This is a genomic window from Methylorubrum aminovorans (assembly GCF_022179725.1).
In the GTDB taxonomy this organism is placed as follows: domain Bacteria; phylum Pseudomonadota; class Alphaproteobacteria; order Rhizobiales; family Beijerinckiaceae; genus Methylobacterium; species Methylobacterium aminovorans.
Map to the genome: position 1 here is coordinate 288814 of NZ_BPRC01000001.1, position 18720 is coordinate 307533.

Annotated in this window: 21 protein-coding genes; 14 read left to right on the plus strand and 7 right to left on the minus strand. The window is 69.1% G+C overall.

The window, feature by feature from the left end; genetic code table 11:
- Nucleotides 1–5 precede the first annotated feature (5 nt).
- Entirely contained in the window at nucleotides 6–1268 is a 1263-nt protein-coding gene (locus tag MFF24_RS01145) for an MFS transporter (protein WP_238222865.1), read from the plus strand.
- 152 nt (nucleotides 1269–1420) lie between these two features.
- Nucleotides 1421–1846, plus strand: coding sequence for an organic hydroperoxide resistance protein (locus MFF24_RS01150; protein WP_056192596.1), 426 nt, complete (start codon nucleotides 1421–1423; stop codon nucleotides 1844–1846).
- A 55-nt stretch (nucleotides 1847–1901) separates the two neighbouring features.
- Here the strand turns inward: MFF24_RS01150 and MFF24_RS01155 are convergent, their stop codons facing one another.
- The gene (locus tag MFF24_RS01155; protein WP_238221751.1) at nucleotides 1902–2465 is read right to left on the minus strand and encodes a CoA-binding protein; all 564 of its coding nucleotides are present in this window, start codon (nucleotides 2463–2465) and stop codon (nucleotides 1902–1904) included.
- Nucleotides 2466–2509: 44 nt separating this feature from the next.
- Between MFF24_RS01155 and MFF24_RS01160 the strand changes: the two genes are divergently transcribed.
- A complete protein-coding gene (locus MFF24_RS01160; RefSeq protein WP_166273398.1) occupies nucleotides 2510–2941 on the plus strand; it encodes a PaaI family thioesterase in 432 nt (143 codons plus the stop codon).
- Between the two features lie 34 nt (nucleotides 2942–2975).
- Here MFF24_RS01160 and MFF24_RS01165 read toward each other — a convergent pair whose 3' ends face one another.
- Nucleotides 2976–4310, minus strand: coding sequence for an MFS transporter (locus MFF24_RS01165; protein WP_238221752.1), 1335 nt, complete (start codon nucleotides 4308–4310; stop codon nucleotides 2976–2978).
- A 381-nt stretch (nucleotides 4311–4691) separates the two neighbouring features.
- Here MFF24_RS01165 and MFF24_RS01170 point away from each other — a divergent pair, with 381 nt between their 5' ends.
- Nucleotides 4692–6281, plus strand: coding sequence for a sensor domain-containing diguanylate cyclase (locus MFF24_RS01170; protein WP_238222866.1), 1590 nt, complete (start codon nucleotides 4692–4694; stop codon nucleotides 6279–6281).
- A 57-nt stretch (nucleotides 6282–6338) separates the two neighbouring features.
- On the opposite strand, the gene MFF24_RS01175 is transcribed toward MFF24_RS01170, so the two are convergent.
- The 3 genes from MFF24_RS01175 to MFF24_RS01185 all read right to left on the minus strand — a co-directional run bounded on the left by MFF24_RS01175 (nucleotide 6339) and on the right by MFF24_RS01185 (nucleotide 8236).
- A complete protein-coding gene (locus MFF24_RS01175; protein ID WP_238221753.1) occupies nucleotides 6339–6758 on the minus strand; it encodes a BA14K family protein in 420 nt (139 codons plus the stop codon).
- A 154-nt stretch (nucleotides 6759–6912) separates the two neighbouring features.
- Complete coding sequence (locus tag MFF24_RS01180; RefSeq protein WP_238221754.1) at nucleotides 6913–7818, minus strand: PhnA-like protein; 906 nt, start codon at nucleotides 7816–7818, stop codon at nucleotides 6913–6915.
- Nucleotides 7819–7903: 85 nt separating this feature from the next.
- Nucleotides 7904–8236: a CsbD family protein gene (locus MFF24_RS01185; protein ID WP_133090646.1), complete on the minus strand. Its 333-nt coding sequence runs from the start codon at nucleotides 8234–8236 to the stop codon at nucleotides 7904–7906.
- Between the two features lie 303 nt (nucleotides 8237–8539).
- Here MFF24_RS01185 and MFF24_RS01190 point away from each other — a divergent pair, with 303 nt between their 5' ends.
- From MFF24_RS01190 to bchI, 10 genes are all read left to right on the plus strand, one after another.
- Complete coding sequence (locus tag MFF24_RS01190) at nucleotides 8540–8899, plus strand: ComEA family DNA-binding protein (protein ID WP_238221756.1); 360 nt, start codon at nucleotides 8540–8542, stop codon at nucleotides 8897–8899.
- A 99-nt stretch (nucleotides 8900–8998) separates the two neighbouring features.
- Nucleotides 8999–9628, plus strand: coding sequence for a ribonuclease D (locus tag MFF24_RS01195; protein ID WP_238221757.1), 630 nt, complete (start codon nucleotides 8999–9001; stop codon nucleotides 9626–9628).
- A 265-nt stretch (nucleotides 9629–9893) separates the two neighbouring features.
- The gene (locus MFF24_RS01200; RefSeq protein WP_238221758.1) at nucleotides 9894–10655 is read left to right on the plus strand and encodes a lipopolysaccharide-assembly, LptC-related protein; all 762 of its coding nucleotides are present in this window, start codon (nucleotides 9894–9896) and stop codon (nucleotides 10653–10655) included.
- Nucleotides 10652–11389, plus strand: a complete 738-nt coding sequence (locus tag MFF24_RS01205) for an LptA/OstA family protein (protein ID WP_238221760.1) — start codon at nucleotides 10652–10654, stop codon at nucleotides 11387–11389. Before MFF24_RS01200 ends, MFF24_RS01205 begins: the two co-directional genes overlap by 4 nt.
- Before the next feature lie 17 nt (nucleotides 11390–11406).
- On the plus strand, nucleotides 11407–12276 hold the full coding sequence (gene lptB, locus MFF24_RS01210) for an LPS export ABC transporter ATP-binding protein (RefSeq protein ID WP_238221762.1): 870 nt from the start codon (nucleotides 11407–11409) through the stop codon (nucleotides 12274–12276).
- Between the two features lie 377 nt (nucleotides 12277–12653).
- Complete coding sequence (gene rpoN / locus MFF24_RS01215; protein ID WP_238221764.1) at nucleotides 12654–14189, plus strand: RNA polymerase factor sigma-54; 1536 nt, start codon at nucleotides 12654–12656, stop codon at nucleotides 14187–14189.
- Nucleotides 14190–14301: 112 nt separating this feature from the next.
- Entirely contained in the window at nucleotides 14302–14913 is a 612-nt protein-coding gene (gene hpf, locus MFF24_RS01220; protein ID WP_108940417.1) for a ribosome hibernation-promoting factor, HPF/YfiA family, read from the plus strand.
- 195 nt (nucleotides 14914–15108) lie between these two features.
- A complete protein-coding gene (ptsN, locus tag MFF24_RS01225) occupies nucleotides 15109–15576 on the plus strand; it encodes a PTS IIA-like nitrogen regulatory protein PtsN (protein WP_108940418.1) in 468 nt (155 codons plus the stop codon).
- 2 nt (nucleotides 15577–15578) lie between these two features.
- Nucleotides 15579–15908, plus strand: a complete 330-nt coding sequence (locus tag MFF24_RS01230) for a hypothetical protein (protein ID WP_238221765.1) — start codon at nucleotides 15579–15581, stop codon at nucleotides 15906–15908.
- Between the two features lie 99 nt (nucleotides 15909–16007).
- Entirely contained in the window at nucleotides 16008–17033 is a 1026-nt protein-coding gene (gene bchI / locus MFF24_RS01235; protein ID WP_238221767.1) for a magnesium chelatase ATPase subunit I, read from the plus strand.
- A gap of 85 nt (nucleotides 17034–17118) precedes the next feature.
- Here bchI and MFF24_RS01240 read toward each other — a convergent pair whose 3' ends face one another.
- Both MFF24_RS01240 and dapB read right to left on the minus strand, forming a co-directional pair.
- Nucleotides 17119–17757, minus strand: a complete 639-nt coding sequence (locus MFF24_RS01240) for a 2,3-bisphosphoglycerate-dependent phosphoglycerate mutase (protein ID WP_133088682.1) — start codon at nucleotides 17755–17757, stop codon at nucleotides 17119–17121.
- Nucleotides 17758–17901: 144 nt separating this feature from the next.
- Nucleotides 17902–18705 (minus strand): 4-hydroxy-tetrahydrodipicolinate reductase, encoded by an 804-nt coding sequence (dapB, locus tag MFF24_RS01245; protein WP_238221769.1) that lies wholly within the window; start codon nucleotides 18703–18705, stop codon nucleotides 17902–17904.
- Between the last annotated feature and the right edge of the window lie 15 nt (nucleotides 18706–18720).

An 18720-nucleotide genomic window follows, 5' to 3' on the forward strand; every position in this document is an offset into this window, starting at 1 on the left:
CTTCTATGAGCGCCCCCTCCGCTCGCCGAATCCTGACCGCGAGCTTCGTCGGCACTGCGATCGAGTTCTACGACTTCTACATCTACGCCACCGCCGCCGCGCTGGTGATCGGGCCGATCTTCTTCCCCCAGGGCGAGCCCGGCGTGCAGACGCTCAGTGCGTTCGCGACTTTCGCCATCGCCTTCCTGGCCCGCCCGGTCGGGGCGGCGGCCTTCGGCCATTTCGGCGACCGGATCGGGCGCAAGGCGACGCTGGTCGCCTCGCTGATGATCATGGGGGTGTCGACGGTCCTGATCGGCTGCCTTCCGGGCTATGCCAGCATCGGTTGGTGGGCGCCGGCCCTGCTCTGCCTGCTGCGGTTCGGCCAGGGCGTCGGCTTCGGCGGCGAGTGGGGCGGGGCGGCCCTGCTCGCGGTCGAGAACGCGCCGCCGGGTCGCCGCGCGCTCTACGGCATCTTCCCGCAACTCGGCGCGCCGATCGGCTTCATCGCCGCCAACCTCCTGTTCCTCGGACTCAGCGTCGCCTTGAGCCCGGCGGATTTCGAGGCCTGGGGCTGGCGGCTCCCGTTCCTCGCCTCGGCCGCCCTCGTCGGAGTCGGGCTCTACGTTCGGCTCAAGCTCACCGAGACGCCAGCCTTCCGCGCCGCCCTCGAACAGGCGCCGCCGGAACGGGTGCCGCTCGCCACGATCTTTTCCGCGCATCTTCGCGCGACGCTGCTCGGCACGCTCGCCATGGTGGCGGCCTATGCCGTGTTCTACCTCTCGACGGTGTTCGCGCTGAGCTACGGCACCGGCACGCTGGGCTACCCGCGAAAGACCTTCCTGCTGTTCGAGTGCGTGGCGATCCTGTTCATGGCGCTGTCGATCCCGCTCTCGGGCTGGGCCGCTGATCGGTTCGGGCGCAGGCCGGTGATGCTGTCGGGGCTCGCGGTCACGGGAGCCCTCGGCGCCCTGCTCGGGCCGATGCTCGGCAGCGGCGAGCCGGCTCAAGTGCTGGGCTTCCTCTGCCTCGCGCTTTTCGCCATGGGCTGGATCTTCGGGCCGATGGGCGCGCTGCTGCCCGAACTGTTCCCGACCAGGGTGCGCTATACCGGCGCCTCCGTCACCTACAATCTCGCCGGCATTCTCGGCGCGTCGGGCGCACCCTTCGCGGCGCAGTGGCTTGCCGGCTCGGGTGGCATCGGCCTTGTCGGGCTTTACCTCGCGGCTGCGGCCGGGATCAGCTTCGCCGCCATCGTTGCCATGCCGGAGACCGGGCGCGACGCTTGAAGCTTCAGACGCCTTCAACCCAAGGGCGGGCTGCCATGCACCGAGCGAATAGATTGCGCACTATTTATATTGCGCGCAACCCAGTTTATCGGTATTGAGGTCTCAAGCCGAACGGATCGGCCCCATTCCACCCCGTTGACGAGGACAAGTCCATGACCGTCGATGTGAAGTACCGCACCACCGCCTCCGCCACCGGCGGCCGTGACGGCTCCGCCCGCACCGAGGACGGCAGCTTCCAGGTCCAGCTCTCGACTCCGAAGGAACTCGGCGGCGCGGGCGGCCCCGGCGCCAACCCCGAGCAGCTCTTCGCGGCGGGCTACTCGGCCTGCTTCATCGGCGCCCTGAAGGTGGCTGGTGGCCAGCTCAAGCTGAAGGTTCCGGCCGACACGACGGTGACCGCCCAAGTCGGCATCGGTCCGCGTTCCGAGGGCGGCTTCGGCATCACCGCCGATCTCAAGGTCAGCCTGCCGGGGCTCGACCGCGCGGACGCCGAGCGCCTCGTCGAGGCGGCCCACCAGATCTGCCCGTACTCCAACGCCACACGCGGCAACGTCGATGTCGGACTGACGGTCGCCTGAGTCGCAGGCTCATGCTGCGAAGCGCCCTCGGTCTATGGCCGGGGGCGCGTCCGTTTCACGGCCCCTCGATCGTCCGCTTCTGCACGCCGCCCTTGGCCATCTGCGGCTTCTTCGCGCTGAGGATGCGGGAGTTCACCCCGGTCCAGCCGATCTCGCCGGAGAGCCGGCCGTACTCGATCTTCGGGCAGCGGTTCATGATCACGGTTACGCCCGCCGCCTCGGCCCGTGCCGCCGCCGCGTCGTCGCGCACGCCGAGCTGCATCCAGATCACTTTTGGCGGCACCGGCAGCGCCAGCGCCTCGTCGACCAGCGGTCCGGCAGCGGCCGAATTGCGAAAGATCTCGACCATGTCGACCGGCCCGGTCAGGTCGGACAACCGCGCGATCACCGGACGGCCGAGCAGGGTCTGGCCGGCCAGACCCGGATTGACCGGCGTCACCGTGTAGCCGCGCTCGGCCAGATACTTGAAGACGATGTAGCTCGGCCGGGCCGGGTTGGCCGAGGCGCCGACGAGCGCGATCGAGCGCGCTTCCTTCAGGACGGCGCGGATCTGCGCATCGGGATAGCGGTCGTGCCGGGTGGCGATGCCTTCGGGCGCGCTGTCGATCGTCGGGATCATGCTGCTCTTGTCCGCTAAGCGCGGGCATGCTGCAAGGCTCGGTCATGAGCGAGACCGTGATGAGCCTGGAGGAAACCGCGTCCTTCCTGGAGCGGGATTTCCCGCAGATGAATGCCGGTGGGCGCCACTACCACCTGGAGGCGGTGGGGCCGCTCTCCGCGCGGATGCGCCTCGATTATCACGAGCGCCATCTGCGCCCCGGCGGCACGGTCTCCGGTCCGTCGATGATGGCGCTGGCCGATTACGCGCTCTACGCGGCGATCCTCGCCAATATCGGCCCGGTGGCGCTCGCCGTGACGACGAACCTGAGCGTCAACTTCCTGCGCCGGCCAGGCCCCGCCGCCCTCGTGGCCGAGTGCCGGCTGCTGAAGCTCGGGCGGCGCCTCGCGGTGGGCGAGGTCGCGATCCGGAGTCAGGGCGGCGAGGCCATCGTCTGCCACGCCACCGGCACCTACTCGATCCCGCCGGAGCGGTGAGGCCGTTGGCGGCCTGTCACGGACTCGCCCGACGCTATTCCGCCGGCGTGGCGAGCGGCGTCGCGGGCGTCCTCGGCGGCGCGTCGGTCGGGCGCGGCTGGTAGCCGAGCGTCTCGGGCATGAACAACAGGTAGACCGCGAAGCCGGCCGCCGCGATCGCCGCGAGCACGAGGAAGGCCGCCGTGTAGCCCGCGCCGACGATGACCACGCCGGCTAGGGTCGCGCTCAGCGCCGCGCCGAGACCCTGAGCGGTGGCCGCCGCACCCTGGGCGACGTTGAAGCGGCCGGTGCCGCGGGTGAGATCGGCGACGACGATCGGGAACAGCGCGCCGTAGATGCCGGCGCTGACGCCGTCGAGGCACTGCACCGCGACGAGATAGAAGGGATTGTCAGCGAACGTGTAGAGGACCCCACGCAGGGCCAGCACGCCGAAGGCGACGAGGAAGATCGGCTTGCGCCCGAAGCTGTCGGCCTTGGCGCCGACCAGCACCGCCATCGGCACCATCACGCATTGCGCCGCCACGATGCAGACCGCGATCAGCGAGGTCGCGTTGTCCTTGCCCACGACCTTGGTGAGCAATTGGCCGACGGAGGGCAGCATCGCTGCGTTGGCGAGATGGAATGCGGCGCAGAGGACCGCGAACAGCAGAAGGTGCCGGTTGCGCAGCAGCAGGCTGAGGCCCGAGGGCTGGTCGCAGGTTTGGTCTGTCGCACAGTCGAGGCCGCGGGCGAGGTCGTTGTCGATCTCCTCGGCTGGCACCATCAGCATCGCGACGATGGAGCAGGCGGCGAGAAGCCCCATCAGCCAGAACACCACCACCGGACCGAAGACATAGGCGAGCCCGCCTGCCAGCATTGCCGAGACCGCATTGCCGGCATGGTTGAAACCCTCGTTGCGGCCGATGCGCTTCGCGAACAATCGCGGACCGACGATGCCGAGCGTGATCCCGGTCAGCGCGGGCGCGAAGACGGCGCCCGCCATGCTGGCCAGCGCCTGCGTGCCGGCCACCAGGGTGAAATTCGAGATCCAGGGCAGGACGAGACAACTCACGGTCACGACCACTGCCGCGGCGATCACCACGCTGCGCTTGGCGTGGGTGCGATCGATCAGGGCGCCCAGGGGCGTCTGGGCCAGCAGCCCGGCGATGCCCGCAATCGTCATCACCAGTCCGATCGTGGCCTCGTTCCAGCCCTGCTGGGGACCGCGCACGGCGAGCAGGTAGATGGCGAGGTAGGGGCCGAGCCCGTCGCGGACGTCGGCGAGGGTGAAATTGAGAAGATCGAGTCCGCGCAATGCGCGGGTCGACGGCTGACGCAAGACGAGATCCGTCGTGGATTGGTCGAAGGATGGAGCTGCATCGACGCGCATCGGCAATTCGCATATCCGTGATTTTCGTCCCGCAGTCGTGAGACAGTTGCGGGAGATCAGCGGCCCGAAAAAGTCGGCATCAGAGTTCGATTGCTGCGTGCTGCATCACGGGGACGCTGCGGACAGCCACGAGACCGCACAGGCCACCGCGCTAAGTCGCGCTTCGCGTGTTCGTTCCGGTGGCGAAATCTTTAATCCCGGCCAAGTCTTCACATCTGCGTGCTTCAGGGATCGCTCGCGTTCCCCGGCCGTGCTTTGACCGTCGACGATAACGTCGCCTTAGCCATGAACCGATCGGACCTCGGCTCCGGCGCTTTCCCGTAACAGTTGTTTAGCGCGGCGGGCCGAGACAAAGAGGTCGACGGACGAGATAAGATGCCGATGCCCACCTCCGACGGTGACCAGAGTCGGTTGAACGAAAGACGGCCGCCGCCGATCGGCCGGCTGCGGTCCAGCGTGGTGCGATTCTTCCGCTCCTCGCGGACGTGGATCGACCTGGGCGTCCTTGCGCCGATCGGCATGCTGGTGCTTTCGGCCATCATGCTGCTCGACCTGCGGCGCGACGCTTGGGACAAGGCCGAGCGGACCTCGAAGAACCTGCTTCAGGTGATCGAGCGTGACATCGCGCGCAACGTCGAAATCATCGACCTCTCTCTGCAAGCTGCCATCAGCAACCTTAAGTCGCCCGGCGTCGCGGAGGCCGATCCAGCCCTCCGCCAGCTCGTGCTCTTCGATCGTGCCACGACGGCGCGTGACATGGGAGTGATGCTCATCGTCAACGAGAACGGCGACAGCATCATCGACTCGAATGCCGTGCCGGCTCGCTCCCTCAACAATGCCGACCGCGGCTACTTTCAAATTCACAAGGCGCGCGCCGATCTCGGGCTCCATATCAGCCCGCCGGTGACGTCGCGCCTGCTCGGCGTCCCGGTGATCGTGCTGAGCCGCCGGATCGACAAGCCCGACGGGTCTTTCGGCGGTGTGGTGCAGGCGAGCCTGAGGCTCTCCTATTTCAGCAACCTCGTCGATCAGATTGCGCTCGGGCAGGAGGGGGGCATCAACCTCTACCTGAGCGATGGCACGCGCCTGATGCGCTATCCCGCCGGGCCATCCGATGTTGGAGCGAATCTTGCCGAAACGCCGACGTTCAAGCGGTATCTCGCCGAGCGGAGCGGCAGCTTCACCGGCGTGTCCGTCCGCGACGGCATCGAGCGCTACTACGCGTTCACGCAAGTCGGAGACCTGCCGCTCATCCTCAATGTCTCGCTTGGAACGCGTGAGATCGTGGCGGAATGGCAGGCCAAGGCGACGGTGATCGGCCTTGCCATGCTCGTCCTATGCGGGCTGACCGTGTCGCTCTCGCTCCTGTTAGGACGGGAACTCGGCCGCAGGGCGACGATGCAGGCCGAGTTGGCCAAGCTCGCACGGACCGACAATCTGACCGGGCTGGCGAACCGACGCCATTTCGAGGAGGCATTCGAGCAGGCGTCGCGAGCGTCGGCACGCACGGGTCGGCCGCTGTCGCTGCTCGTCATCGATGCCGATCACTTCAAAAATTACAACGACCGCTTCGGCCACGCGATCGGGGACGCTGTCCTCAGGGGGCTGGCGGACGCCCTGAGGCTGAGCGCGCGCCGGCCGAATGATCTCGCGGCCCGCGTCGGTGGGGAGGAGTTCGCGATCCTGTTGCCCGAGACCGACCGGGAGGGCGCGTTGCAGGTCGCGGCAGCGATCCACAGGGCCACGGCCGCGCTCACCCTGCCGTCCGCCGGGATCGAACCGGGCTCCGTGAGCGTGAGCATCGGCCTGGCCGTGAGTTCGGCGGGCCGTGCGGCGGCAGAACTCTATCGCCGGGCCGACGCCGCGCTCTACGAGGCCAAGAGCGGCGGCCGCAATCAGACCCAGTGTGCTCCCAACGAGGCGAGCCTCCACGTGCCCGAACGGGCAAGCGCCCGGCTCGCCACCTCGTGACCGCTACCCGCGCGCCCTAATCGCTGGCGCGCCCGTGAACCAAGAACAAGGCCGTGTTCAGGGACAGGGATGGCGGGCGCCGTCATTGCCGAGATAGGTCCCGCTCCGCGCATCGTAGGAACGGAAGCGGCGGGCGCAGGCCGCGACGGCCTCGGGATCCTGGCCGCCCTGAACCACGACGGGCGCGGCCTGTGCCTGGGAGTTGGCGAGAGCGCCGCCGAGGATCGCGCCGGCCGCGAGACCCGCCACGCCCGCTCCGACTGCGGCCCCGACTCCGGGCCCCCGGCGATAGCCCCGACCATAGCCGTAGCGGCGAGGCCCGTAATGGCGATGGCCGTAGCGGCGGTACTGGACGTAGCCGGTCGGCAGATCGCCTCTGATCAGAGCGTCCGCCGGGCTCTGCGGTACGGGCGAGGCCGAAGCCGGCGCAACGGCGAGCAGGCCGGCGAAGGCAGCGAGGACAAAGGTCGATTTCATCAGTCTGGCAGATCCTTGATCGGGGTTGAGCCGCGTCTCGGAGCAAGAGCGCCGGCCGGTTCGACCGGCCAGCGCTGCTGATAGAACGTGCGAACTGCGCTCCCGCATCCGGCGACGTGTTGTCGCCGAGGAAGGGCCGGCTCTCGTGGAAGACTCAGTCGCGGACCGTCAGGGGCTTCGGCGCGGCGAGAAGCCCGCCGAGGAAGGCGGCGATGGCACCGAGGATCAGTGCGATCGAGGCGTAGAGCGCGCCCTGGGTCGCGACCGATTTCGCTGTTCTAGCCGCGTCCTCCGCCTGCTTCTTGGCGCTGGCGAGGGCCTGCTCGTACTGCTTTTGATAGTCCTGAACCTGCTGGCGCGCCTGATCGACCGGGATGTTCTGCGCCTTGGCGAGGGCGTCCGCAGCGCGTGCTTCGGCCTGCTGCTTGTCGGCGGCGTCGCCGGAAAGCAGCGCGCGCATGGCGGAGACGGCGGCGTCGCGGGCGGCCTGCGGGTCCTGGCCTGCGGCTTGATCCTTCACTCGCCGCTCGATCTGGTCGAGGGGGTTCGGGATCTTGGTCAGGGAGGGAGCGGCGGCCTGCGCCGCGGTCTGAACCGTACCGCCGACGAGGTTGCCGGCCCCGCCCAGGGCCGAGCCGACCGTGCTGACGGCGCTGCCGACGACGCCGCTGGCCGCCGAGGTCAGCAGGTAGAGGACCACGAGGGTGGTGACGACCCAGGATACGAGACCGTGCAGCCCGGCGATCCCGCGCAGGGGCTTGCCCGAGAGACGCCCGGCGATGAGGCCGCCGATCAGCGAGGCGACGATGCCGGAGCCCACGAACCACGCCCCGGCCCCGAGCGAGAAGGTCGACGCGGTCGGGTTCTCGGCCGTGTCGAGGCTCACCGAGGCGAGGCCGACGGCCACGCCCGCGAGGTTGATGACGACCTGAGCCACCAGCGCCGTCGCGGCGCCGGCGAAGACGGCTCCCCAGGAGACCTGATTGAGGGCGACGGTCTCGTGGGCGACGGAACGCGTGCTGCCGAGGGGCGAGGGTTCGAAGCCGGAAGGATACGTCACGCTGCTACTCCTGATCTCGGGCCGTCGGCCTCAAGGCCGTCGATCTTTGAGCCGTCGGGCTCGGGCCATTCGGATGGATTGAGCCTCAGTCGCGCCCGCGCACGAGGAGGCCGAGGCCGAAGCCGATCAGACCGGCAATGAGCAGCGAGGCGTGCGGCCACTCCACCGAGCGCTCGTGCCCCTCCTGCAGGGTGCGGCGACCGCGGTCATAGAGCTCCTCGGCAGTGTCGTAGGCTTCGTCGGCGACGTGCCGCGCGGCGTCCTTGGCCTGGCCGTAGACGTTCTCCGCCCGGCCCGCGACCTCGCGCAGACGGCCCTCGGCGGAGTCGCTGCGGGAGCCGGTCAGATCGCCAAAGGCACCCTGCACCTTGCCGCCCAGTTCCTGGGCGGTACCCGTGATCCTGTTTCCATCGACCATGGTCGCGATCCTCGTTGCAAAAAGTTCTGGTCCGGCCGTCTCTCGGTGCGGAGCCCTGCGCGTTGTCGGCCCTCAGCTTGGCCGAGCCGCGGTGCACGAACGAGTTGCGGACAACGTGGTTCCACCGGCACGACCCGGTTCCGCAGTCACGATCGCGCCATGGCCCCACGCACGTTCAACGAGCAGCGGCGCGAGATGTGCCCGTATCGGTGCGCGGTCGTGTTCAAGGACGGTTCAACCGATGCGCCCTACTTCACGAGGACCGGCGCGGCGTCCCGCTGCCCGAGTTGTCGGGAGGTCGACATGCGTTCCTCATTTTTGCGCACCTTCACGATCCTGGTCGGCCTCGCCGCCGCCCCCGCCCTGGCGCAAGCGCCGAGCCCGGCCACGCCGCCCACCGCCGGAAAGCCGCCCGCAATGGCGCCTGCCGCGACGCCGCCCGCGACCAAGGAGGCGAAGCCGGATGCGAAGGCCGAACTCATCGACATCAACTCGGCCAGTGCCGAGGAGCTGAGCCAGCTCAAAGGGATCGGCGAGGCGCGCTCCGCGGCGATCGTGAAGGGCCGTCCCTACCGGGGCAAGGACGAGCTGGTCCGCAAGAAGATCCTGCCGGAATCGGTCTATGCCGGTATCAAGGATCAGATCATCGCCAAACAGAAATAGTGTTTCGCGCCTCCGATCTCTGGGGGCGGGCCTATCGGGACGGCGCGCGCGATGCTACGCGCCGCCGGACCCGATCTTCGAACGGCCCCGAACCCCTCCATGTCCGCCGCCCCTTCTCGGATCCGCCTGCACCAGGGTGACCTGCCGCCCGATTTCGCGCCCGATGCGGCCATCGCCATCGATACCGAGACACTGGGGCTCAATCCGCACCGCGACCGGCTCTGCGTCGTTCAGGTCTCCCGCGGCGACGGCAGTGCCGACGTCGTACAGATCCGCCCTGGCGATCCGGTGCCCGAGCGGCTCGCGACCGTCCTCGCCGACCCGAAGGTCGTCAAGATCTTCCACTTCGCCCGGTTCGATCTCGCCGTGCTGTTCAAGGCGTTCGGCGTGATGCCGACGCCGATCTACTGCACCAAGGTCGCCTCCAAGCTCGCCCGCACCTATACCGACCGACACGGCCTCAAGGACGTGGTGCGCGAACTCGTCGGCGTCGATCTCTCCAAGCAGCAGCAATCCTCCGATTGGGGCGCCGAGGCTCTGAGCCAGGCGCAGATCGACTATGCGGCCTCCGACGTGCTCTACCTGCACGCCGCCCGCGAGCGGCTCGACACGATGCTCGCCCGCGAGGGACGCACGGAGATGGCGCGGGCCTGTTTCGACTTCCTGCCGACGCGGGCCAAGCTCGATCTCGCCGGATGGCCGGAGGTCGACATCTTCGCCCACGCCTGAGTTGCGCGCGGCGAAGGTCTGCCGCGCTTCCTCAAAGAACAGCGCGGCCGTCGAGGCGACGTGAGATCGACGCCGGCAGCGATGCCGGCCGGCCACGCTCCTGCGGAAGAGTGCCGAGACGCGGCATCCCGCGCCGCTTTCGGTGCGGGGGCGCACGCGACCGCCGTTGATCATTTGTCGAAGACGAGGCCATAACTTCGCCACCGCACCGGAGCATCCGGCCGGTAGTGCGCGACCGCGAACGCGCCGACCCTTCAGGAACGCGATGCAGGCGGCCGACACCATCCAGACGGAGACGGATCTCCTCGCGCTCGCCGCGAACGAGAACGCGCGTCGCAGGCGGGCGCACGGGCGGGCGCGCCGTCACAGCGCGCAGGTGCGCACCCTGCGACGGGTCATCCCCATCGCCGCTGGCCTCGCCATGCTGGGCCTTGCGGGCATCGTGCTGTGGGGCCCGCTCTCGGGCAGCATCCCTAACGTCTCCATCGGCCCGATCAGCGTCTCGGGCACCAAGGTGACGATGGAGAACCCGCGCCTGTCCGGCTTCCGCAAGGGCGAGCGCGGCTACGAGGTGGTCGCCGACGCCGCGCAGCAGGACGTGCGCAAGCCCAGCATCATCGAGTTGCAGGCCATGAAGGGCCACGTCGCCACCGACGACAAGGGCGGCCGGGCCTACCTCCAGGCCCAGGGCGGCGTGTTCGATTCCACCCGCGAATCGCTCAACCTCGAGAACGACATCCGTCTCTGGACCGACAAGGGCGAGGAGGTTCGGCTCTCGGTCGCCACCGTCGATTTCAAGACCGGCAGTCTGCGCTCCTCCAAGGCCGTCACCGTGACCGTCCCATCGGGCTCCATCGTCGCCGACAGCCTCGACGTGGTCGAGAGCGGCCGGGTCGTTTCCTTCGTCGGTCGCGTCCACGCCGTGTTCCACGGCGACGAGGCCGACGACAAGGAGACCGGTGCCAAGATCGCCCTGCGGACGGATCCCGAGCGCATTCACACCTCCGCGGCGGAACCCACGCGATGACGGCGCGTCTCGCCCCGGCGCTCGCCGTCGGCCTTGCTCTTCTCCTCGCCCTGCCTGCCGCCGCAGCGCAGGCGCGGGAAACCGTCAAGGAGACTCCGAAGGAAAAGTCCGCGCCGCTCGGCACCGTCGGCGGCGGCAAGGGGCCGATCAAGATCGACGCCGACCGACTCGACGTGTTCGACAAGGAGAACAAGGCGATCTTCGCCGGCAATGTCGTGGCCGTGCAGGGCGAGAGCACGATCCGCTGCTCGGCCATGACGGTCCATTACAAGCGCGACAAGGACAAAGACCCGAACAAGGCCGCGACGAAGACAGAGGCCGAGGCGGCCGAGGACGCGAAGGCCAAGGCGGCGATGGGTGGCAGCGGCATCCGCAAGGTCGAGTGCGCCGGCCCCGTCACCGTGGCGCAGAAGGATCAGGTGGCCACCGGCGACAACGCGGTGTTCGATCAGGAGGCCAAGCGCATTGTGCTGACCGGCAACGTCGTGCTCAGCCAATGCCAGAACGTCACCCGCGGCTCGCGGCTCGTCTACGACATGGCGACCGGCCGGGCGAACATGGACCCGGTGGCGGGCGGGCGCGTCTCGGCGATGTTCGTGCCCGGCGAGGGCGGTGAGAAGGGCGGGCAGGCCGGTGGGCAGCCGAAGGGCTGCACCCAGCCGGCCATCACGGCCAAGCCCGGCCCCAAGGCTGCCGACAAGCCGGCCGCGAAGACGCGGGCGCAGGCGAACTGACCGTGGCGGAAGCCGGGATGCCTGCGGGCGTGCCGCTGCGGGCGGTCGCCGAGCCGAGGCCGGCGGGCCGCGGCCGCAAGGGTTCGTGGATCGGCCGTCTGTTCGGGCGCGGCGGATCGGCGCCGCAGGCTTCACCCGACGCGGCGCTGGCCCAGGGCGGCGGACCGGGCGTGCTGCACGTGAGGGGTCTTCGCAAGAGCTACGGCGCGCGCACCGTCGTCCACGAGGCGGGGCTGACGGTCCACAACGGTGAGGCGGTGGGGCTGCTCGGGCCGAACGGCGCCGGCAAGACCACGATCTTCTACATGATCACCGGCCTCGTGCCGGCCGACCGCGGCTTCATCAGCCTCGACGGCATGGAGATCACCCACCTGCCGATGTACCAGCGCGCCCGGCTCGGCATCGGCTACCTGCCGCAGGAAGCGTCGATCTTCCGCGGGCTTTCGGTCGAGGACAACATCCGCGCCGTGCTGGAGGTGGCCGAGCCCGACCGCAAGACCCGCGAGCGCAAGCTCGATTCCCTGCTCGAAGAGTTCGACATCGCGCGCCTGCGCAAGTCTCCCTCGATCGCGCTCTCGGGTGGCGAGCGTCGCCGCTGTGAGATTGCCCGGGCGCTTGCCTCCTCGCCGACCTTCATGTTGCTCGACGAGCCGTTTGCCGGCATCGACCCCATTGCGGTGGGGGACATCCAGGATCTGGTCAAGCATCTGAAGCAGCGCGGCATCGGCGTGCTCATCACCGACCACAACGTCCGCGAGACGCTCGGCCTGATCGACCGCGCCTACATCGCTCATTCCGGCCGCATCCTCACCGAGGGCACGCCCGAGCAGATCGTAGCCAACGAGGATGCCCGCCGGCTCTATCTCGGCGAGGATTTCCGGCTCTAGACGACCATCCTGCACGGTTGAGACCGTCGGGTGCCTCCGATCGATCGCTCTTGCGAAGATCCGGAGACGATAACCACCCCTGAACCAAGCGCCTCGATGCCCAAGTCGCGCGCAAGGCTTTCTTGATTTTTGAAATGCAATCCGTCGAGCAGAACTCGCGCCCTGCGTGTGGGAGCTTCGCTCTGCCTGAGGGGTGAACGTCTGTGGCAGTGTTGCCCACCGGGACGGATTTCAGGGCGCGAGGGCGAAACAGACTTTGACGGGCGGATCGGATGGAGCTAGATCTAAACAAAGGAGATGCAAAGAACGTGCCGATTGAGGCGCGGCTCACGCTCGGGCTGCGATTTATCAACGAATTCTGAGGGTTGGACGTTGAGATGAGCCTGCTGCAACGGCTTGAAATGCGCCAGGGCCAAGCCCTGGTGATGACGCCGCAACTGTTGCAGGCGATCAAGCTCCTGCAACTCTCGCAGCTCGATCTCACAGCCTATGTCGATGCCGAGCTGGAGCGCAATCCGCTTCTGGAGCGCGCCGAAGGCGAGGGCGCGCCGGAACGCGAGGCACCGGAGGCGTCGGGCGAGGGTGAGTACGAGGGCGGCGACGGGCCCGAGCCCGAGGCGTGGCTCGCCTCCGACATGACTCCGAGCCGCAGCGAGATCGAGAGCGACCTCGACACGCGCCTCGACAACGTCTTCGCCGACGAGAATCCCGTTCCGCGCGAGACGGGGGCGGGCGACACGCTCTCGCTGACGCCGGCCCCCTACGGCAATGCCGGCGGCAGCTTCGACGGGGACCTTCCCGACTTCGAATCGACGCTCACCGCCGAGACGTCTCTGCGCGAGCACCTCGCCGCGCAGCTCGACCTCGCGACGCAGAGCCCGTCAGACCGGCTGATCGGCAGCTTCCTCATCGATGCGGTGGATGATGCCGGTTACCTGCGCGAAGAGATCGATGGCGTGGCCGAGCGGCTCGGTGCCCCGCTCGACGACGTCGCCCGCGTCCTGAAGCTGGTCCAGACCTTCGACCCACCGGGCGTGGCCGCCCGCGACCTCGCCGAATGCCTCGCGATCCAGCTCCGCGAGCAGGATCGGTTCGATCCGGCCATGCGAGCGCTGGTCTCGCGCCTCGACCTCGTGGCCAAACGCGATTTTCCGGCCCTGCGCCGCCTGTGCGGCGTGGACGACGAGGACCTCGTCGAGATGCTGGCCGAGATCCGCCGGCTCGATCCGAAGCCCGGCCGGGCCTTCGGCACGCACGCCGTCGAGGTGCTGGTACCCGACGTGTTCGTCCGGGCCGCCCCGGACGGCTCCTGGCTGGTGGAGCTGAACGCGGAGGCGCTGCCGCGGGTCCTGGTCAACCAAAGCTACTATGCCCGCGTCTCCAAGGGCGCCGTGGCGGACGGCGACAAGGCGTTCCTGTCCGAGTGCCTGCAGACCGCCAACTGGCTCACCCGCAGCCTGGAGCAGCGGGCGCGCACGATCCTCAAGGTCGCCACCGAAATCGTGCGCCAGCAGGATGCCTTCTTCCTGCACGGCGTCTCCCATCTGCGCCCGCTGAACCTCAAGACGGTTGCCGAGGCGATCGGCATGCACGAATCGACCGTCTCGCGGGTCACCTCTAACAAGTCGATCGGCACCAGCCGCGGCACCCTGGAGATGAAGTACTTCTTCACCGCCGCGATTCCGGGCGCCGCGGGCGCGGCGGCCCATTCCTCGGAGGCCGTGCGCCACCGCATCAAGCAACTCGTGGATGCGGAAGCCGCCGACGTCCTGTCCGACGACGCACTGGTGCAGCGCCTGCGCGACGAGGGTGTCGACATCGCCCGCCGCACCGTCGCGAAGTACCGCGAGTCGCTGCGCATTCCCTCGTCGATCGACCGCCGCCGCGCGAAAATGGCGACTGCCGCCCGATGACACCGGACGCGGCGAGGCTACCTGAAAGCCTTGCGCCGGCTCGACTTCGCGTTGACTTGCCCCGTCCCCCTTTCTAACTCTCGAAGCCCTCGGGAGAAAAGCGGAGACGTCGATGGCAGGTTTGCGGGTGACGGGGCATGGCCTCGATCTCGGTACGGCCCTTCGAGGCCGAGTCGAAGACCGCATGGCGGCGACGCTTTCGAAGTATCTCGACCCGCATATGAGCAGTACCTGCACCGGGCATGTGACCCTGCGGCGCGACGGCACCGCCTACCGCACCGATTGCGTGCTGCACCTCGTCACCGGGCTGACGCTGGAGGCGTCGGGCGCCGCGCACGACGTGCATGTGAGCTTCGAGCAGACCGCCGACAAGCTCGAAAAGCGCCTGCGCCGCTACAAGCACAAGCTGAAGGGGCACAATGCGCCGAGCCATAACGGGGCCGATATCGAGGCGGCCTACGCCGTCTTCGCCGCGCCCGACGACGAGGTCGATGACGAACTGGCCGACCCCGCCGATGCGGAGGAGGGCGACCACCCGCCGGTGGTGGCCGAGAGCACCCGCACCCTCAAGCGCCAATCCGTCAGCGAGGCGGTCACCGCCCTCGACATGACCGGCGCCCCGGTCGTCGTCTTCGTTCACGCTGGCACCGGGCGCATCAACGTCGTATATCGGCGCAGTGACGGCGCGATCGGCTGGGTCGATCCGCCCGCCGATCGAGGGTAAGGCACGGCCCCGTTTCGGGGCATCTCGGGCGTGGACCTGAATGTCGCTCACGAAGGCTCCGGCCGTGGCCGGAGCCCGGACTTCCGGTTCGCGGAAGGCGTGGACGACACTCTGCCGGGGCCGGTTGGCTCCGGAAACCGTGCATGGGAACGCGGGACCATCGGATGGATCCCGCCGACGAGGCGTTTAGTTTTCATGCCGATGCTCGAATTCCTGAACCCGGACTCGGTCGTCTCTGCCTTGCGTGTGCGGGACAAGAAGCACGTGCTCCAGGAGCTGGCGGCCCAGGCCGCCCGCCGCCTGCCGGGCCTGTCCGACCGGGACATCTTCGAGACCCTGCTTCAGCGCGAGCGTCTGGGCTCTACCGGCATCGGTGACGGCGTGGCCATTCCCCACGGCAAGCTCGCGCAGCTCGACCGCCTGTTCGGCCTCGTCGCCCGGCTGGAGAAGCCTGTGGATTTCGACGCCCTCGACGGTCAGCCCGTCGATGTCGCCTTCCTGCTGCTCGCCCCCGAGACCGCCGGCGCGGACCACCTGAAGGCGCTGGCCCAAGTCGCCCGGCTCCTGCGCGAGCCCGGCATGCTGGAGCGCATCCGCAGCGCCCGTGACGCGACCGCCCTCTACGCCCTGCTGGCCAACGGCCCGACGACGCAGGCGGCCTGATCATGAACCTGCTCCGTCCGCGCACCGCCCTCGTCCTGGCGGCGCTTCTCACACCCGGCAGCCTGCACGCCCAGGGTGAGGCTGCCTGTGCCCGCGACGTGCTGGTGGCCGGCTCGATGCAGCGGCAGGCCATCGAGCAGCTCGAAGGCGGGAGCGAGGACGAGGCGAGCCTCTGCCGCGTTTGGCGCCGCCACGTCGAGACCATGCGCCGGATCGCGGGCGTCTACGGCCGCTGCCTGTCCGGCCCGGAGCGGACCGAGCGCCTGTCCCAGGTCCAAGCCTCGGAGAAGGAGTTCGCGGGCCTCGTGCGCAGCCGCTGCCGCGGGATGTGAGGGCGAGCGCGGCTGTTCGCGCCTTGCAATTCGTGCATGATCGCGGCAACCGCCCGCGAGCCTCGTCCGGGCCCCTCCGGTCCGGAATCTGACCCCGCCGTGCCTCCCTTTCCCTTCACTGCCATCGTCGCTCAGGAGGAAATGAAGCGGGCGCTGCTGATTGCGGCGGTCGATCCCTCCATCGGCGGCGTCCTGATCTTCGGCGACCGCGGCACCGGTAAGTCCACCGCCGTGCGGGCGCTCGCGGCGCTGCTGCCGAAGATCTCGGCAGTGGCGGGCTGCCCCTATTCCTGCGCGCCCGACAGTCCCGCCGAGGCCTGCCCGCACTGTGCCGAGCACAGGGGACCGGGGAGGGGGAAGACCCACATGATCCCGGTGCCGGTAGTCGACCTCCCCCTCGGTGCCACCGAGGACCGGGTGGTGGGCGCCCTCGATCTGGAGCGGGCGCTGACGCGGGGCGAGAAGGCGTTCGAGCCGGGCCTGCTAGCGCGGGCCAATCGCGGCTTCCTCTACATCGATGAGGCGAACCTTTTGGAGGATCACCTCGTGGACCTCCTGCTCGACGTCGCCGCGTCGGGCGTCAACACCGTCGAGCGCGAGGGCCTGTCGTTGCGCCACCCCGCCCGCTTCGTCCTCGTCGGCAGCGGCAACCCGGAGGAGGGGGAACTGCGTCCGCAGCTTCTCGACCGCTTCGGCCTCGCCTGCGAAGTGAGCACGCCGACCGACATCGCCACCCGCATCGAGGTGGTGCGGCGGCGCGACGCCTACGAGCGCGACGGCGAGGGGTTCTGTGCCGCGCAAGGAAAGGCGGAGAAGGCGCTGCAGAAGACGATTCTGGCCGCCCGCACGCGCCTCGGCGGCGTCAGCGTGCCCGACGCGGTGCTGGAGAGCGCGGCCCGGCTCTGCCTCGCGCTGGGCACCGACGGCCTGCGCGGCGAACTCACCCTGATGCGCACGGCGCGCACGCTCGCGGCCCTCGACGGGGCCGCCGTCGTCACGGTCGCGCATCTGCGGCAGGTGGCACCGAGCGCGCTGCGTCACCGCCTGCGCCGCAACCCGCTCGACGAGTCGGGCTCCACGGCGCGCGTGGCGCGGGCCGTGGAGGAGGTGTTGGGACCGGCCTAAGGCACAGGTTGCCTCGCAAAACGCCCCGATCACGGCCGTTCTCACTCTGTGGACGGCTGCGCAGCGGGAGTATTGTGAGAGACACTCAGTCGTCCTGGTCGATGTCCTTGTCGAGGATCAGCTTCGACTCGACCGTGGTGTCGGACTTCAGCCGGTAGACCAGCGGGATGCCGGTGGCGATCTCCAGGCTGGCGATGGTCTTTGTGGTCATGCCGTCGAGCACCATGACCAGCGCCCGCAGCGAGTTGCCGTGGGCTGCCACCAGCACCCGCTCGCCCGACATGACGCGCGGAAGGATCGTCTGGATGTAATAGGGCAGCACCCGCGCGGCGGTGTCCTTCAGGCTCTCGCCGCCGGGCGGAGGCACGTCATAGGAGCGGCGCCACTCGTGGACCTGGGCGTCGCCCCAGCGCTCGCGGGCGTCGTCCTTGTTGAGGCCGGAGAGGTCACCGTAATCGCGCTCGTTCAGCGCCTCGTTGCGGATCGTCTCCAGGCCGCCCTGGCCCATCTCCTCGAGGATCAGCGCGCAGGTGTTCTGGGCGCGCCGCAGGTTCGAGGTGAAGGCCACGTCGAACTGCGTCCCCTGGGCCTTGAGCCAGCGCCCGGCCCGGCGCGCCTCGTTGACGCCGAGCTCCGTCAGCTCCGGGTCGCGCCAGCCGGTGAACAGCTTCTTCAGGTTCCATTCGCTCTGGCCGTGCCGAGCGAGGACGAGCAGGCGCTCCATGGGACGGGTCTCTCCGAAGAAGGTCGAGACGAGGCCGCCGCGTCACGGCACCTCGCGATCATGGGCCGGGCGTCTACCAGAGGCGGCGTTGCCTCCCAAGCCCAAGCCTGACGTTCCGCCAGATTCGTTATTCGGAACGCAAGTCTAATCCCGCAGGCCCAGCACGTCGTCCATACCGTAGAGGCCCGGCGGCTGGTCGAACGCCCATTGTGCCGCCCGCACGGCGCCGCGGGCGAAGATGCCCCGGTCCTCGGCATGGTGCGAGAGGGTGATCCGCTCGGAGGGGCCGGCGAAGATCACGCTGTGGTCGCCGACCACCGAACCGCCGCGCAGGGTGGCGAAGCCGATATCGCCGGGCCGCCGCGCGCCGGTATGGCCGTCGCGGGTCGAGACGCGGGTCTCGGCCAGTGACACCCGGCGCCCTTCCGCCGCCGCCTCGCCGAGCAGCAGGGCCGTGCCCGAGGGGGCATCGACCTTCATGCGGTGGTGCATCTCCAGCACCTCGATGTCGAACGCCTCGCCCAAGGTCGCGGCGACCTTACGCACGAGGCCCGCCAGCAGGTTGACGCCGAGCGACATGTTGCCCGAGCGCACGAGGCGGGCGTGATAGCTCGCCGCCTCCAGCCGCTTGAGGTCGTCCTGCGAGAGTCCCGTGGTGCCGACGACGTGGACGATGCGGGCCTGCGCGGCGAGTTCGGCGAAGGCGACCGTCGCGGCCGGGACGGTGAAGTCCAGCACCCCGTCGGCGGCCACGAACAGCGAGAGCGGATCGTCGCTCACGCTCACGCCGAGATCACCGATCCCTGCCAGACGTCCGGCATCCTGGCCGAGAGCGGGCGAGCCTGCGCGCTCGACCGCGCCGTGCAGCGTGCAGCCCTCGGCCTCGGCGACCGCCCGGATCAGCATCCGCCCCATGCGCCCCTCGGCGCCGACAACGACGAGCTTCATGATGGTCGACTTTCC

Bases quoted from the DNA above. Each gene is read 5' to 3' on its own strand.
- MFF24_RS01145 (WP_238222865.1), top strand. From the start codon at position 6: ATGAGCGCCCCCTCCGCTCGCCGAATCCTGACCGCGAGCTTCGTCGGC.
- MFF24_RS01150 (WP_056192596.1), top strand. From the start codon at position 1,421: ATGACCGTCGATGTGAAGTACCGCACCACCGCCTCCGCCACCGGCGGC.
- MFF24_RS01155 (WP_238221751.1), bottom strand. From the start codon at position 2,465: ATGATCCCGACGATCGACAGCGCGCCCGAAGGCATCGCCACCCGGCAC.
- MFF24_RS01160 (WP_166273398.1), top strand. From the start codon at position 2,510: ATGAGCGAGACCGTGATGAGCCTGGAGGAAACCGCGTCCTTCCTGGAG.
- MFF24_RS01165 (WP_238221752.1), bottom strand. From the start codon at position 4,310: ATGCGCGTCGATGCAGCTCCATCCTTCGACCAATCCACGACGGATCTC.
- MFF24_RS01170 (WP_238222866.1), top strand. From the start codon at position 4,692: ATGCCCACCTCCGACGGTGACCAGAGTCGGTTGAACGAAAGACGGCCG.
- MFF24_RS01175 (WP_238221753.1), bottom strand. From the start codon at position 6,758: ATGAAATCGACCTTTGTCCTCGCTGCCTTCGCCGGCCTGCTCGCCGTT.
- MFF24_RS01185 (WP_133090646.1), bottom strand. From the start codon at position 8,236: ATGGTCGATGGAAACAGGATCACGGGTACCGCCCAGGAACTGGGCGGC.
- MFF24_RS01190 (WP_238221756.1), top strand. From the start codon at position 8,540: ATGCGTTCCTCATTTTTGCGCACCTTCACGATCCTGGTCGGCCTCGCC.
- MFF24_RS01195 (WP_238221757.1), top strand. From the start codon at position 8,999: ATGTCCGCCGCCCCTTCTCGGATCCGCCTGCACCAGGGTGACCTGCCG.
- MFF24_RS01200 (WP_238221758.1), top strand. From the start codon at position 9,894: ATGCAGGCGGCCGACACCATCCAGACGGAGACGGATCTCCTCGCGCTC.
- MFF24_RS01205 (WP_238221760.1), top strand. From the start codon at position 10,652: ATGACGGCGCGTCTCGCCCCGGCGCTCGCCGTCGGCCTTGCTCTTCTC.
- lptB (WP_238221762.1), top strand. From the start codon at position 11,407: ATGCCTGCGGGCGTGCCGCTGCGGGCGGTCGCCGAGCCGAGGCCGGCG.
- rpoN (WP_238221764.1), top strand. From the start codon at position 12,654: ATGAGCCTGCTGCAACGGCTTGAAATGCGCCAGGGCCAAGCCCTGGTG.
- hpf (WP_108940417.1), top strand. From the start codon at position 14,302: ATGGCAGGTTTGCGGGTGACGGGGCATGGCCTCGATCTCGGTACGGCC.
- ptsN (WP_108940418.1), top strand. From the start codon at position 15,109: ATGCCGATGCTCGAATTCCTGAACCCGGACTCGGTCGTCTCTGCCTTG.
- MFF24_RS01230 (WP_238221765.1), top strand. From the start codon at position 15,579: ATGAACCTGCTCCGTCCGCGCACCGCCCTCGTCCTGGCGGCGCTTCTC.
- MFF24_RS01240 (WP_133088682.1), bottom strand. From the start codon at position 17,757: ATGGAGCGCCTGCTCGTCCTCGCTCGGCACGGCCAGAGCGAATGGAAC.
- dapB (WP_238221769.1), bottom strand. From the start codon at position 18,705: ATGAAGCTCGTCGTTGTCGGCGCCGAGGGGCGCATGGGGCGGATGCTG.